The organism is Rhodococcus sp. IEGM1428, assembly GCF_050321865.1.
Lineage (GTDB): Bacteria > Actinomycetota > Actinomycetes > Mycobacteriales > Mycobacteriaceae > Rhodococcoides.
Map to the genome: position 1 here is coordinate 1,351,934 of NZ_JBNQFW010000001.1, position 13,871 is coordinate 1,365,804.

At 65.6% G+C, this 13,871-nt stretch carries 12 protein-coding genes; 5 read left to right on the forward strand and 7 right to left on the reverse strand.

Annotated elements, in window-relative coordinates; translation table 11 throughout:
* Positions 1 to 2: 2 nt before the first annotated feature.
* On the reverse strand, positions 3 to 983 hold the full coding sequence (gene galE, locus ACQR3T_RS06320) for a UDP-glucose 4-epimerase GalE (protein WP_094615937.1): 981 nt from the start codon (positions 981 to 983) through the stop codon (positions 3 to 5).
* Between the two features lie 45 nt (positions 984 to 1,028).
* On the reverse strand, positions 1,029 to 1,715 hold the full coding sequence (locus ACQR3T_RS06325; RefSeq protein WP_032377729.1) for a metal-dependent transcriptional regulator: 687 nt from the start codon (positions 1,713 to 1,715) through the stop codon (positions 1,029 to 1,031).
* Between the two features lie 185 nt (positions 1,716 to 1,900).
* Here ACQR3T_RS06325 and ACQR3T_RS06330 point away from each other — a divergent pair, with 185 nt between their 5' ends.
* Positions 1,901 to 3,169, forward strand: coding sequence for an acetoin utilization protein AcuC (locus tag ACQR3T_RS06330; protein WP_428692793.1), 1,269 nt, complete (start codon positions 1,901 to 1,903; stop codon positions 3,167 to 3,169).
* Between the two features lie 67 nt (positions 3,170 to 3,236).
* Complete coding sequence (locus tag ACQR3T_RS06335) at positions 3,237 to 5,894, forward strand: bifunctional GNAT family N-acetyltransferase/acetate--CoA ligase family protein (RefSeq protein ID WP_032378431.1); 2,658 nt, start codon at positions 3,237 to 3,239, stop codon at positions 5,892 to 5,894.
* 128 nt (positions 5,895 to 6,022) lie between these two features.
* Here ACQR3T_RS06335 and ACQR3T_RS06340 read toward each other — a convergent pair whose 3' ends face one another.
* The 3 genes from ACQR3T_RS06340 to ACQR3T_RS06350 all read right to left on the reverse strand — a co-directional run bounded on the left by ACQR3T_RS06340 (position 6,023) and on the right by ACQR3T_RS06350 (position 9,071).
* Positions 6,023 to 6,994 carry a sigma-70 family RNA polymerase sigma factor gene (locus ACQR3T_RS06340; protein WP_032377730.1) on the reverse strand — a complete coding sequence of 324 codons (972 nt, stop codon included), beginning with the start codon at positions 6,992 to 6,994 and terminating at the stop codon, positions 6,023 to 6,025.
* Positions 6,995 to 7,174: 180 nt separating this feature from the next.
* Positions 7,175 to 8,668 carry a DUF7059 domain-containing protein gene (locus ACQR3T_RS06345; protein WP_428692794.1) on the reverse strand — a complete coding sequence of 498 codons (1,494 nt, stop codon included), beginning with the start codon at positions 8,666 to 8,668 and terminating at the stop codon, positions 7,175 to 7,177.
* Positions 8,669 to 8,702: 34 nt separating this feature from the next.
* Positions 8,703 to 9,071 carry a DUF3099 domain-containing protein gene (locus tag ACQR3T_RS06350; RefSeq protein WP_032377732.1) on the reverse strand — a complete coding sequence of 123 codons (369 nt, stop codon included), beginning with the start codon at positions 9,069 to 9,071 and terminating at the stop codon, positions 8,703 to 8,705.
* A gap of 93 nt (positions 9,072 to 9,164) precedes the next feature.
* Here ACQR3T_RS06350 and ACQR3T_RS06355 point away from each other — a divergent pair, with 93 nt between their 5' ends.
* On the forward strand, positions 9,165 to 9,401 hold the full coding sequence (locus ACQR3T_RS06355) for a DUF3039 domain-containing protein (protein WP_032378432.1): 237 nt from the start codon (positions 9,165 to 9,167) through the stop codon (positions 9,399 to 9,401).
* Positions 9,402 to 9,405: 4 nt separating this feature from the next.
* Here ACQR3T_RS06355 and ACQR3T_RS06360 read toward each other — a convergent pair whose 3' ends face one another.
* A complete protein-coding gene (locus ACQR3T_RS06360; RefSeq protein ID WP_052065093.1) occupies positions 9,406 to 10,473 on the reverse strand; it encodes a YihY/virulence factor BrkB family protein in 1,068 nt (355 codons plus the stop codon).
* Positions 10,474 to 10,662: 189 nt separating this feature from the next.
* Here ACQR3T_RS06360 and ACQR3T_RS06365 point away from each other — a divergent pair, with 189 nt between their 5' ends.
* Complete coding sequence (locus tag ACQR3T_RS06365; protein WP_032403290.1) at positions 10,663 to 12,399, forward strand: DEAD/DEAH box helicase; 1,737 nt, start codon at positions 10,663 to 10,665, stop codon at positions 12,397 to 12,399.
* A gap of 92 nt (positions 12,400 to 12,491) precedes the next feature.
* Here the strand turns inward: ACQR3T_RS06365 and ACQR3T_RS06370 are convergent, their stop codons facing one another.
* Positions 12,492 to 12,686 carry a DUF7455 domain-containing protein gene (locus ACQR3T_RS06370; protein ID WP_032377734.1) on the reverse strand — a complete coding sequence of 65 codons (195 nt, stop codon included), beginning with the start codon at positions 12,684 to 12,686 and terminating at the stop codon, positions 12,492 to 12,494.
* A 233-nt stretch (positions 12,687 to 12,919) separates the two neighbouring features.
* On the opposite strand from ACQR3T_RS06370, the gene ACQR3T_RS06375 reads away from it, so the two are divergent.
* Positions 12,920 to 13,849 (forward strand): EamA family transporter, encoded by a 930-nt coding sequence (locus ACQR3T_RS06375; RefSeq protein WP_052065092.1) that lies wholly within the window; start codon positions 12,920 to 12,922, stop codon positions 13,847 to 13,849.
* The last annotated feature ends 22 nt before the right edge of the window (positions 13,850 to 13,871 follow it).

Below are 13,871 nucleotides of genomic sequence, written 5' to 3' on the forward strand. Positions count from 1 at the left end.
CGTCAGTGTGCGGCGTGGGAACGATCGCCGAGTTGTTGCAGAAAGGCCCAGGCGTCGGCCACGATCCGATCGAGATCGGTCAGCTCCGGCGACCACTTCAGCTCCTCCATCGCTCGTGCACTGGAGGCGATGAGAACGGCAGGATCGCCCGCGCGTCGGGGAGCGTGTTCGACGGTGATGGGCAGGCCGGTGACCCTCTCGCAGGACGAGATGACCTCGTGTACGGAGAATCCGGTACCGCTACCGAGGTTGTAGATGGTGTGCTCACCCGGCTGCGCCGCGTCGACCGCAAGGATGTGCGCCTCGGCGAGGTCCGCGACGTGGATGTAGTCCCGGACTGCTGTGCCGTCGGGAGTAGGCCAGTCGGTGCCGAACACCGAGATCTTCTCGCGTTGCCCGAGCGCAACCTGCAGCACGAGCGGGATCAGATGGGTCTCGACAACGCGATTCTCGCCGAAGCCGTTGTAGGCACCGGCGACGTTGAAGTATCGGAGGCTGGTGGCGGCGAGACCGTACGCCGACGCATAGGACGTGATCGCGTGGTCGATCGCGAGTTTGGTGGCACCGTAGGGATTGGTCGGCCGGGTAGGGGCATCCTCGGTGATCGGCGTCTTCTCGGGTTCGCCGTAGGTGGCCGCGGTCGAGGAGAACACCAGTTTCGGAGTTCCGGAAGCCCGCATCGCGTCGAGCAGGGCCAGCGTGGTGACCACGTTGCCGCTCCAGTATTTGTCGGGTGCGACCACCGACTCGCCCACGAGCGACTGCGCGGCGAAGTGCAGTACGGCGTCGAACCCGCCGCCGTTCAGCACCTCCGCGGCGACGTCTTTGACGTCACCCTCTACGAACGTGGCACCACCGGGCACAGCGTCCCGGTTCCCGGTGGACAGGTTGTCCACGACGACGACGTCGTGGCCGCGCTCGAGGAGCACGGCTGCACAGACACTGCCGACGTATCCCGCACCACCGGTAACCAGAAGCTTCACTGTTGCTCTCCCTCACACGCTTGCGGCACTGCCGGCAGTGTGAGGTCAGACCCTCTTCACCTGGACGGCGTGTGCCATTTCATCGGATATGTCGACACCGCTGTGCCCTGGCACGGTGATCGTGACGGACCCGGGCTTGGCTTCGACTGTAACCCGAGCGTCGGGAACAACGCCCGCTTCCCGAAGCTGCGCGATCACCTCGGGGTCGGACTGAACGTGCTCGGCCAGACGGCGTACGACCACTGCGGTCGGCTGGCCGACCGGCACATCGGTGAGACGGATGAGAGCCTCGGGAGCAAGGGTCGACTGACCGAGACCGAGCTCGGCCAATCCCGGGATGGGGTTTCCGTACGGCGATGTGGTCGGGTTGTTCAGCACGGCGACCAGACGACGTTCGACTTCCTCGCTCATCACGTGCTCCCAACGGCACGCCTCGGCGTGTACGTCTTCCCAGCGTAGACCGATGATGTCCACCAGCAGTCGCTCCGCCAAGCGGTGCTTGCGCATGACGGCGACCGCCAGACTGCGACCCTTCTCGGTCAGCTCCAGGTGCCGGTCTCCCGCGACGGACAACAAGCCGTCGCGCTCCATCCGCGCGACAGTTTGGCTGACGGTGGGACCGCTTTGTTCGAGCCGCTCGGCGATTCGCGCGCGGAGCGGAATCACACCCTCTTCTTCCAAATCGTAGATCGTCCGGAGGTACATCTCCGTGGTGTCGACCAGATCCTTCACACTCAACCCCTTCGTCGGGCTCGATCCTACCGTCAGCGCCCCGAAATCGGCGCTGCACCCAACCGGCACGGGCGCGGCGCACCACAACGGCGCTCGTCGATTCCCGTGGCTTCTCACAGGTGGACATACGGCACAACACCGGAACCGTGCCACACCATTCCACCCGACAACGTAGTTTTGTCCGTATGTCTGACAAGGCGACACGCGCCGCCGAGTACATCCCGAACCGCCCCGAGGACATCGTCGTGTGGAGCGAGGACTACCTCGGCTACCGGTGGAGCGACGACCACCCGATGAACCCGACTCGACTCGATCTGACCATGGCACTGGCCACCGACATCGGAGTGCTCGCGGGAGTCGAACTCGTCGAGCCCGCTGCCGCCCCGGATTCCGAGCTGCTGCGATTTCACACCAGCGCCTACATCGAGGCGGTCAAACAGGCACCGTCGCAGGGCCCGGCTCTGCGTGACCCCGACGACGTCGTCCACGGGCTCGGTTCCGACGACAACCCGGTGTTTCCGCAGATGCACGAGGCGAGCGCCATGCTGGCCGGCGGTTCGTTGGCCGCAGCCCGAGAGATCGCGTCGGGTCGTGCCCGCCGCGCGGTGAGTATCGGTGGCGGCATGCACCATGCCATGGCCGACTGGGCCTCGGGCTTCTGCGTCTACAACGATGCCGCGATCGCCATCTCGTGGTTGCTGGACAACGGATTCGACAGAATCGCCTACATCGACGTCGACGCCCATCACGGTGACGGCGTCCAGGCAGCATTTCTCGGTGACCCCCGCGTACTCACCGTCTCGCTGCACCAACATCCAGCGACATTGTGGCCGAACACCGGTTGGTCGACCGAGGTGGGAACCGAACGCGGCGAAGGAACCTCGATCAACGTCCCGTTGCTGCCGGGCACCGCGGATCGGTTGTGGTTGCGCGCGTTCCATGCGATCGTGCCCGGTGCCGTCGGGGCGTTCCGGCCCCAGATCATCGTCAGCCAATGCGGTGTGGACAGCCACCGTGAGGATCCCCTCGCGGATCTCGCCCTGACCGTCGACGGTCAGAATGCTGCGTTCCTGGCCATGCGCGATCTCGCCGACCAGCACTGCGAGGGCAGATGGTTGGCCGTCGGCGGCGGCGGATACGGCCTCGTGCGTGTGGTCCCGCGGGCGTGGACGTACCTCATCGCCGCCGCGCTCGGCCGCGAGATCGATCCGACATCAGCGCTGCCGGACACCTGGCGTGACCGAGTGCGGACGATGGCACCGAGTGTCGATCTCCCGCAGACCATGGGTGACGGGGGAGACGTGGACTATCCCGCCTGGGACGGACCCGGTGGGTCTCTCGCCGGAACCGACGGCACCGACCGGGCGCTCGAACGCGTCGACTCGGCGATCACAGCCACCCGCCGGGCAGTGTTTCCGCTGCTCGGCCTCGATCCGGAGGACCCGCGTGACTGATCGGACCGGCACTTCGTCGTCGAACTCCTCGTCCGACGAACCTGCCGCTGAGCCCAGCGCACAGGACCTGGCACGAGAGCGCGCGGAAACGTCGTTCCCGCGCCACTGGGTTGCCGACGTACTGACCTCCGACGGTGGCGTCGTGCATCTTCGTCCCATCGTCCCGTCGGACTCCGAGCGCATCGTCGCCTTCCACGGGCGACTCTCCGAACGGACGAGGTACCTCCGATATTTCGGTCCGTACCCCACCATGCCCCAGCGGGACGTGCTCAACTTCACCACCGTCGATCACCACGACCGCGTTGCGTTCGTGGCCGTACTCGGCGACGACATCATCGCGGTCGGCCGATACGAACGGCTGCCCGAGGGCGACGGCAACTCGGCCGAAGTGGCCTTCGTCGTTGCCGACGCACACCAGGGCCGCGGACTCGGACCGATCCTGCTCGAGCATCTCGCCGGAGCCGCCGCCGAGAACGGCGTCAGCATGTTCGTCGCCGAGGTGCTCGCCGAGAACCGGAACATGGTCACGGTCTTCCGGGAAGCGGGCTACCAGGTCAGCAGGTCCTTCGAGGGTGGGGTACTGCGGCTGGAATTTGCCATCGATCCGAGCGAGGCACTGCTGTCGGTGCGCAATTCACGTGAGCGCGCCGCCGAGGCCCGCAGCGTACGCAACGTGCTCAGCCCCCGGTCGGTGGCCGTCATCGGAGCGTCGACGGACAGCTCGAAGGTGGGTAACGCGGTGCTCGCCAATCTGTTGGCGGGCAACTTCACCGGACCGGTCTATCCGGTCAATGCAGACCACCGCTCGGTCCGCGGCGTTCGTGCGTACGCCACGGTGCACGACATTCCCGACCCGGTCGACCTCGCGATCGCAGCGGTGCCGGCCGACGCCATCGACGCGGTACTAGACGACTGTCTGGACAAAGGTGTGAAGGCACTGCTGGTGGTGTCGGGTGGATTCGGCGAGACGGGGCCTGCGGGGCAGGAGAGCGAGCGCAGATTGGTACTCGCAGCGAGGGCACACGGGATGCGTTTGATCGGGCCCAATGCGCTGGGAGTGGCGAACACCGACCCCGAGTTCGGGTTGAACGCCACTCTCGCTCCGCATCTGCCGACGCCCGGCAACGTCGGTTTCTTCTGCCAGTCCGGCGCTCTCGGCATCGCGATCCTGGACGAGGCCGCCAACCGCAGGCTCGGTCTCTCGACATTCGTCTCGGCAGGCAACCGAGCCGACGTGTCCGGCAACGATCTGCTGCAGTACTGGGACTCGGACCCGGCAACCGAGGTGATCCTGCTGTACCTCGAGAGCTTCGGTAACCCGAGAAAGTTCACCAGAATCGCCCGCCGGGTGGCGCGCAGCAAACCGATCATCGCCGTCAAGAGTGGACGCGGAGCCGTTCCGCCCGCACATGCGATCGGCGCCGATATCGACGATTCGATCGTGCGCGCTCTGTTCGCACAGGCAGGTGTCATCCAGGTCGACACCATCTCGGAATTGTTCGACTGCGCAGTCCTGTTCGGTAATCAGCCTCTGCCGGTCGGACCGAGGGTCGCAGTCGTCGGCAACTCGACGGCGCTCGGTGTGCTGGCGGTCGATGCTGCGCGGGCCAAGGGGTTGCATGCGAGCACCCCGATCGACGTCGGCCCACAAGCCGGTCCCGAGAATTTCGCCGAGGCCGTCTCGGCGGCACTGGCTGCGTCGGACATCGATGCCGTCATCGTCGTGTTCGTACCTCCGGTTGCCGTCGAGGTCGAACCGTTCGCGACAGCTCTGGGAAACGCCGTCCGTGGATCCGACAAGCCCGTGCTGTCGACGTTTCTCGCCACCGAAGGGATTCCCGACGTACTGGCCGTGCGGGGACCGAGCGGTCATCCGATTCGTGGTTCGGTTCCCTCGTATTCGAGCCCGGAACGGGCGGTTGCTGCTCTGGCCGCGGCCTGGCGCTACTCCGCGTGGCGTTCGCGACCGGTGTCGAACCTGGTTCGGCCCAAGAGCATCGATTCCGAGGGTGCCAAGAGCCTGGTCGAGCGATGGCGTTCGGCCGGCAACCGGGGACGCTGGCTGTCGGATTTCGAGACCGCAGAACTGCTCGCCTGTTACGGGCTCGAGGTCGTGCCGTTCCGCGTCGTGACCGACGAGGACGAGGCCGTGGCGGCAGCCGACGAACTGGGCTACCCGGTGGCGGTCAAGGCGACGGGGGAGCGGTGGCGGCATCGACCCGATCTCGGGGGAGTTCGTCTGGACATGGCCGACGCGTCCGCAGTGCGGGTGGCGTACCGCAATCTGGCGGCCGATTCGGGAGAGCCACTGCTGCACGTGCAGCGGATGGCGGTCAAAGGAATCGGCTGTGTCGTACGGGTCCAGGACGACCCGTCGTTCGGCTCGCTCATCTCGTTCGGTCTGGCCGGAGTCATCTCGGACCTGTTGGGTGACCGAGCGTTTCGGGTACTTCCACTGACCGAGGACGAAGCTGCCCAATTGATCGACGCGCCGAAGGCGGCACCGCTACTGTCCGGTTACCGCAATGCGGTGCCTGTCGACAAGAAGGCCCTGATCGATCTGGTTCAGCGCATATCCGCACTCGCAGAGGACATCCCGGATATTCGGGAGATTTCGTGCGAGCCGGTGTTGGCCTCCGCAGACGGCGCGCAGATCACCGATGCACGCGTGCGTATCGGGCCCGAACCGACCAAGGCAGATCTCGGCCCGCGTCGGCTGCGTTGAACGAGACGGGCTTCGAAAAGGCGGAAGCCGAGTCGACGTCCCCGGGGGGAGGGAATGTCGGCTCGGCTACCGCGTCAGGTGGCGCGAACGGGGATGGTCACCGCTGCTCCACCGGTCGGTGGCTGCGATCAGCTGGCGTAGGACCGCAACTTCTCGGCGCGGTCGCCCTGCCGGAGCTTGACCATCACCTCGCGCTCGATCTGACGAACACGCTCACGGGAGAGACCGAACAGCTTGCCGATCTGATCGAGAGTGCGGGGCTGCCCGTCGTCCAGGCCGTAGCGAAGTCGAATGACCTGCTGCTCACGCTCGTCGAGTGTGCCGAGCACTACTCGAACGTCGCTGTGCAGCAAACCGGCGATGACGGCATTCTCGGCCGACGTCGCCTCCGAATCCTCGATGAAGTCTCCCAGGGGTGCTTCCTCGTCGCTGCCGACCGGCATGTCCAAGCTGACCGGGTCGCGGCTGTGATCGAGCAGATCGGCGATCTTCTCCACCGCGATGCCGGATTCGCTCGACAACTCCTCGTCGGTCGCCTCACGGCCGAGCTGCTGATGGAGCTCACGCTTGATTCTGGCCAGCTTGTTGACCTGTTCCACCAAGTGGACGGGCAGCCGGATCGTGCGGCTCTGATCTGCCATGCCGCGGGTGATGGCCTGCCGGATCCACCACGTCGCGTACGTGGAGAACTTGAAGCCCTTGGCGTAGTCGAACTTCTCCATCGCGCGAATCAGACCCAGGTTGCCTTCCTGGATCAGGTCGAGCAGGGGCATGCCGCGACCGGTGTAGCGCTTGGCAAGAGAGACGACCAGGCGAAGATTCGCTTCGAGCAGGTGGCTCCGCGCGGCGCTACCGTCGCGAACGATGATGGCGAGGTTGCGCTTCTTGACCGCGCTCAGGCGCTTGGTGTTCTCGAGAACCTGCTTGGCATACAGACCAGCCTCGATCCTCTTCGCGAGATCGACTTCTTCGGCAGCCGTCAGCAGTGCCGTGCGACCGATCCCGTTGAGGTATACGCGAACGAGGTCGGCTGCCGGGCTCTGGGCGTCCAGATCGGCATCGGTGGGCCGTGGACGAATCGTGGTGCTGGGGCTGGTCATGACTTGCCTCCTGGTCGGTGGTGTCTCACAAGGTTCAACGCTCGGGAGACTCCGATAAGTTCCCACGCCGATCCTTCTGATACCCGTGTGACCAGGGATTACGTCATGGTCGTCCTGAGAAGTTGCTGAGAACTGAGACCGGTGGGAACAGCGCCTCGCGCGAGGCACTCCGCGGCGGTCTCATCGGGCCGGCCGAACCAGCCCGTGCCGGACGAGCCCCTGCATCATCGTCACGGCGTGCGCAGCCAGATCCTCGGGGTCTTCGTCGTGCGCGGCAGCGAGCAACTCGACCAGTTCACCGACCGGCAGACCATCGGGTCGGAGCCCGGCGAGCAATGCTGCACCGAGTTCGTCGACGTCGTGCTGCCATTGCGGGCCGTTGCCGCGATGAACTCGCACCGCCACCGGAGCCCAACCCTCGTCGCCGGGTAGATAGACGCGTTCGAGTGCAGTGTTCGGGTCCAGAGTGAGTACCGAATCGAGAATGTCGTGCTCGCGCAGCCAGTCCAACCGCGCGAAGTACTCGATCGATTCGTTGCCGAGAGGGTCCGAGAAGCCATGCGTGAGTTCCTCGGCGAGAAGATCGGTCGGTGTATCGGTACGGCGGAGATAGACGAAGCCGAAACCGATTCCCTCCACGTCGGCGGCAGCGAAATGGTCGAGCCAGGACTGCGCAACCGCGGCCGCGTCGGGATCGCGGGGGTCGAGGCCACCGTCGCGCATCCAGGTACCGACGTAGAGGGCCGGATCGGCGACGTCGCGTTCGACCACCCAGGCGTCGACCCCGTGCGCAGGCAGCCACGACGCCACCCGCGTGCGCCAGTCCTCACCTCGGACATGGACCCAGGAGGCCAGGACGGCAGCCGTGCCGCCCGGGGCCAGGTGCTCCGGGGCCTGCCCGATCATCAGTGCGCTTGCGCCGTCGAGATCGAGGCCGGAATCACGATAGGAATGCTGCACTTCGGCGCGTCCGACGACGAACGGTGGGTTGGCCACGATGCGATCGAACCGCCGTCCTGCTACCGGCTCGAACCACGATCCGTGCAACAACTCGACGTCGAGGCCGTTGAGCGCCATCGTCGCTGCCGCGAGATCCATGGATCTCGGGCTGATGTCGGTTGCGGTCACCTGCTCGGCGTAGCCACACGCATGGACGGCCTGGACGCCGCAGCCGGTGCCGACGTCCAGAACGGTCGAGACCGGGGACGTGGGCGTCCCCCGGAGAAGTGACAGCGATGCCTGGCCGACGCCCAACACGTGGTCGGCCGCGGTCTCGGCTACCCGCATGCTGCCGTCCGGATCCGAGACGATCCACCGAGTGCCGTGTCCGGCATCGAGCGGTCGAATGTCGAGCAACGTCCGCACTGCTGATCCGGTGCGGTGGAGAATGCCGGCCGCCACGGCGTCGGCGACGCTCAAGGGTGCGATGGCGTCGGCGACGTCGGACTCGGGGCAGTCGTCGACGAGAAGGAAGAGGCGCACCAGAACGCCCAACGGGCCGGAATCTCGGCTGGCGTTGCGGACCGGAACCGGCTCACTGCGTCCGAGTGCCGCGTGAGCGTCGTCGCCGAGCATCGTCAGAACGCCGTCCGCGTCGTACCCGGTTCGCTCGAAGGCCTCCCGGAGTTGCGAGCATGCGGCGATCAGCGGGGGCGTGGAAGTCGGTGCAGTCACAACGCAAGTGTCGCATCGGCACTCCGGGCAGGCGTCAGTCGTCGCCCGGTTCGATCACGCGGTGGTTGCTCGATTCCAACTGTGGCTTGTCCACGGTTCGATAGTCGTACCGGCTCATTTCGTCCTTCGTGCGCGGCGGTCGATCGTTGGCGATCAACACCGCCATCCACGGCAGCGGAATGGACACGCCGACGATCGCCATGGAGATCCACGGATTCATCCACATTCCGTAGGCGAGGGCAGCCAACACCAACGCCGGGATTCGAAAGGACATGATGAACATGTACTTGCGTACACGCTTCTTGTGCTGCTCTTCGACCGACTGCTGTGCCTCGGTGATCAGTACAGGCCCATCCGGCGAGTCGCTGTACGCGCTGCCGTCGAACCCTGGGGTTCTCGTCATACCTCCACTGTGGCACTACCGCTCACAGAATGCATACGACGAGCTGTGGAACCGGTTACCCCTCGCTGTGGATCCACGGATTAATCTGTGTTCATGAGCACTCAGACGAAGGACCGTCCCGACATTGCGCCGGACGAGACCACCGAGGACGACCGGCCGAAGTTCTTCCACTACGTGAAGAAGAACAAGATCGCCGAGAGCGCCGTGATGGGTACACACGTGGTCGCGCTGTGCGGTGAGGTGTTTCCTGTCACCAAGTCCGCGAAGCCCGGATCTCCCGTGTGCCCCGACTGCAAGAAGATCTACGAGGGCCTGAAGAAAGGCGAGTGACGACCTACTCGGCGGTGGGCTCGCGGCGATCCGGCCGGCCACGATCTCCGGCCAGCTTGATCGGTCCCGTGGCGAGCCGTCGAGCAACGGCCGTCATCGGTCCCGACGGCTTCTCGTCGGTCGCTGCCTGCGCCGCGATCCACTCGCGCATCTGGTCCATTCGAGTTGCCCGGGCCGGCCAGAACTCCTGAATCGTGGCGTTGAACTCGGCTCCGAGAACGACGGCGAAGCCGAGGAAGAACGTGAACAGCAGGAATGCGATCGGCGTGGCCAGCGCACCGTAGGTGTACCCCGTGCTCGTCACCCAGGTGAGGTATCGGCGGAGCACCGCGCTGGCGATCATGAAGAACACGCCTGCGAGCAGAGCCCCACCGAGCAGTCGGTGCCACGGCAGCGAGGTGTGCAGGGCGAGCTTGTACAGCGTGGTCAGGCCGATGATCAGCAGCAGACCGACGGCCGGGTAGTAGAAGAAGTCGATCAGTTCGCTGCCGAACGTGATCCACGAATCGGGCAGAATCTGCTGGACGTACACCGGTCCGAGCGCGACGAGTGGGAGCACGAAGACCGCGATCACGAGAAAGCCGACGTAGAGAAGCAAGGCGAAGAACCTTTGCCAGACGGGATTTCGCGCGTCGGCCTGTCCGTGCGCTTCGACGATGGAGTCCACGAATGTCGAGATCGCCGACGAGCCGGCCCACAACGAGAGCAGGAATCCCACCGAGACGATCTCGCCGCTTCCCTGCGCGAGGACGTCTCGGACGGTAGGAGCGATGATCTGATCGACAACGCTGCTGCTGAAGAGCGTGTTGCTGAAGGTGATGATCTTGGACTCGATGATGTCGACGGTGTTGGGGCCGAACCATCCGCCGACGAATCCCAGGCTGCCCAGCACACCGAGAAGGAGCGGCGGCAGCGAGAGGGTCTGCCAGAACGCTGCCGTGGCGGCCTTGCTGAAGATCGAGTCGTCCCACGCTTTGCTCAGGGTGCGCAGAGTCACTTTCCACACCGCACGTATCGGCTTTCTCGCCGACAACCGCTCCGGTGTCGGCGTTGTGCCTGTTGACTCACTCATGGTCTCTCCAGCATTCCTGACGAAAGGCGTCTTCGCCTAACGACCGACCCGCCGTGTCGCGTCCGGTTCACCCCAGCGATGCGGGATCGGTCGGTGTGGAGCGATAGGCTCCACGGCGGACACTGCAGGGCTACCGAGAGCGCGAGGAAGTACATCGATGCCAGGAACCGGCGGCCAGTGAGCGCTGACATGTTCGATCCCACACCACAATCCGAGCAGGCAGCTGCCCCCGTGAGCGGGGGAGCGCCGCTGCGCGCGTGGCAGCGGCGTGCGCTGACGAAGTACCTGGTGGCCTCACCGAAGGACTTCCTGGCCGTCGCGACACCGGGCGCGGGTAAGACGACGTTCGCTCTGCGCGTGGCTGCGGAGTTGCTGGCCCATCGCACGGTCGACCAGGTGACCGTCGTGGCACCCACCGAGCACCTCAAGCATCAGTGGGCGGAGTCGGCGGCGAGGGTGGGGATCGCTCTGGACTCACGCTTCTCGAACTCGACCGGTCAGACGTCCAGCGACTATCACGGCGTGGTCGTGACGTACGCACAGATCGCCTCGCATCCGTTCAAGCATCGGGTGCGCACCGAAGCGCGCAAGACCCTCGTGATCCTCGACGAGATTCACCACGGCGGCGATGCGAAGAGCTGGGGAGAAGGCATTCGCGAGGCCTTCGGCGACGCCACTCGACGCCTCGCACTGACAGGTACGCCGTTCCGTAGCGACGACAGTCCCATTCCGTTCGTCAACTACGAACCGGACCAGGACGGGTTGATGCGGTCCAAGGCGGACCACGCGTACGGGTATTCCGACGCGTTGGCCGACGGTGTCGTTCGACCGGTGGTGTTTCTGGCGTATTCCGGCGAGGCGCGTTGGCGCGACAGTGCGGGCGAGGAATACACCGCCCGACTGGGCGAGCCGCTCAGTGCCGAGCAGACCGCGCGGGCATGGCGGACGGCACTCGACCCGCAGGGCGACTGGATGCCCGCAGTGTTGTTGGCCGCCAACACACGGCTGGCTCAGCTGCGTGCGGGCGGAATGCCCGACGCGGGCGGGCTGGTGATCGCCACCGATCAGACGGTAGCGCGGGCATACGCCAAGCTCATCGAGGTGATCACGGGGGAGACGCCGGCCATCGTCCTCTCGGACGATCCCACGTCCTCGGCTCGGATCGCCGAGTTCGGCAAGAGCGACCAGCGGTGGATGGTTGCCGTTCGCATGGTGTCCGAGGGCGTCGACGTTCCGCGTCTGGCCGTCGGCGTGTACGCGACCAGTGCGTCGACTCCGCTGTACTTCGCGCAGGCGATCGGTCGATTCGTGCGTTCGCGGCGTAAGGGGGAGACGGCGAGTGTCTTCCTGCCCTCGGTACCGGTGCTGTTGGATCTGGCATCTCAGCTCGAGGCGCAGCGTGACCACATTCTCGGCAAGCCGCATCGCGAGAAGGACGGATTCGACGACGAGCTTCTGGCCGATGCGAACAAGCAGAAGGACGAACTCGGCGAGGAGGAGAAGGCGTACACCTCCCTGGGCGCGGACGCCGAACTCGACCAGGTCATCTACGACGGTTCCTCGTTCGGAACCGCGACGTTCTCGGGCAGCGACGAGGAAGCGGATTACCTCGGGCTGCCCGGTCTGCTCGACGCCACGCAGATGCGGGACCTGCTGCGTCAGCGTCAGCAGGAACAGATCGACAAGCCCGCGGCGGGCCCGGCCGTTCCGGCCCCTCCCGTCGTCAACGACAGGGCCGCCAGTGCGGGCCAGCTGGCCGGCCTGAGGCGTGAACTGAACAGTTTGGTTGCGGTGTACCACCATCGCACCGGAAAGCCGCACGGCGTGATTCACGGCGATCTGCGACGCATCTGCGGCGGCCCGCCGACGGCGATGGCGTCGGCCGATCAGTTGGGCGAGCGGATCGCTCAGTTGCGAAAGATGTAGAGCGCGCACGAAAAAGCGGACGGTCCGAAGACCGTCCGCTTTTTCGTGAGATTCGATCGTGGCGAACCTGTTTCCCCCGACGTCTCGGTGGATTACACCGTGGAGTCCGATTCGGTCATCACCGTTGCGTTCACTTCACGCAGACGGGCTTCGTGCTCGGCGGCGTGGTGACCGCAGAAGAGAAGTTCTCCACCGGTCGAGAGCACGACACGCGCGCGAGCCCCTGCACCGCACCGGTCGCACCGGTCCGCTGCTGTCAATTGTGGGCTGGTCAATGTTCCGGGCATGACTCCTCCGTACTGGCTTGCGGGTTGTCCCGTTCGCCTGGGGCCGGTCCGCCGCGTCGGTATGGCGCGGTTCGTTCACTCTGTCAGACGTATGGCGGTCATGCGTTGTTCCCGAGCGCGTTTCTTTGTGTTGTCACTAACACGAAACATGCCTCACGAGCTGGAACGCCGTGAAATCTGTTCGCTGAGAGCAGACACGGCTCGCAGCGAGCCGCGGCAGTAGGGTCTCCGTTGTGGCTTCGACTTCTCAATCGCTGTCCGGCGCATCGAAGCTGGGTATTCCGTCGCTGTTCGTGATCGGCGCGGTGTGCATGTACGTCGGTGCGGCGATCGGTGTGTTCTTGTTCGACACCGTCGATCCGGCCGCGGTGGCGTGGCTGCGTGGTTTCGGTGCGGCGCTGGTGTTGGTGATCTGGCGGCGGCCCTGGCGGCACCGCGCCGGTGCGGGCGGCACGTGGTCCGTGCGGCGACTGTGTACGGCAGCTGCATTCGGCGGTGCGACGATCGGCATGAACGCGATGTTCTACGAGGCCATCGCCCGGCTACCGCTGGGCGCGGCCGTAGCCATCGAGTTTCTCGGGCCCATCGCGGTTGCAGCAGCCGGGTCGAGGAAGCCGGCCGACGTGTGTGCGCTGCTCCTGGTCGTCGCCGGTGTCGGTGCCATCGCCTCCGCGCAGTTCGAGGGCGGCGAAGTGGGCCTCGTGGGAATCGCATTCGCGCTGGGCTCGGCGGCCTTGTGGGCCGCCTACATCGTCCTGGGTAAGTCCGTTGCCGATGCCGGTCAGGGTCTCGACGACATGGCGGCCGGGTTCGGCATCGCGTCGGTGATTCTGGCCGTGCCGTTGTTCGGGCCGTTTGCGCTCGCTCATGCCGATGCCCTGGGGGACTGGCGGATCTGGGTTCTGGGATTGGGCGTGGGTCTGCTGTCGAGTGTGGTTCCGTACGTTCTCGATCAGTACGTCCTGGTGCGAGTCGGAAGGGCCCGATTCGCTCTGCTGCTGGCGCTTCTCCCGGCTACGGCCACGGTGGTCGGCGCCGTGGTGCTGACTCAGATTCCCACCACCCTGGAGGCTGTCGGAATCGTGGCCGTCATTGCGGCGGTGGTCGTCGGTGGGCTCCCATCCGGCAGAGATCGCGGTCTTGTCGACGTTCCGCCGCCCTGACGGTGGCTCCACCCGGCAGAAT

Excerpts from the sequence above, each read along its gene's own strand:
- ACQR3T_RS06330 (WP_428692793.1), top strand. The coding sequence starts at position 1,901 with ATGTCTGACAAGGCGACACGCGCCGCCGAGTACATCCCGAACCGCCCC.
- ACQR3T_RS06365 (WP_032403290.1), top strand. The coding sequence starts at position 10,663 with ATGTTCGATCCCACACCACAATCCGAGCAGGCAGCTGCCCCCGTGAGC.
- ACQR3T_RS06370 (WP_032377734.1), bottom strand. The coding sequence starts at position 12,686 with ATGCCCGGAACATTGACCAGCCCACAATTGACAGCAGCGGACCGGTGC.
- ACQR3T_RS06350 (WP_032377732.1), bottom strand. The coding sequence starts at position 9,071 with ATGACGAGAACCCCAGGGTTCGACGGCAGCGCGTACAGCGACTCGCCG.
- ACQR3T_RS06360 (WP_052065093.1), bottom strand. The coding sequence starts at position 10,473 with ATGAGTGAGTCAACAGGCACAACGCCGACACCGGAGCGGTTGTCGGCG.
- ACQR3T_RS06355 (WP_032378432.1), top strand. The coding sequence starts at position 9,165 with ATGAGCACTCAGACGAAGGACCGTCCCGACATTGCGCCGGACGAGACC.
- ACQR3T_RS06340 (WP_032377730.1), bottom strand. The coding sequence starts at position 6,994 with ATGACCAGCCCCAGCACCACGATTCGTCCACGGCCCACCGATGCCGAT.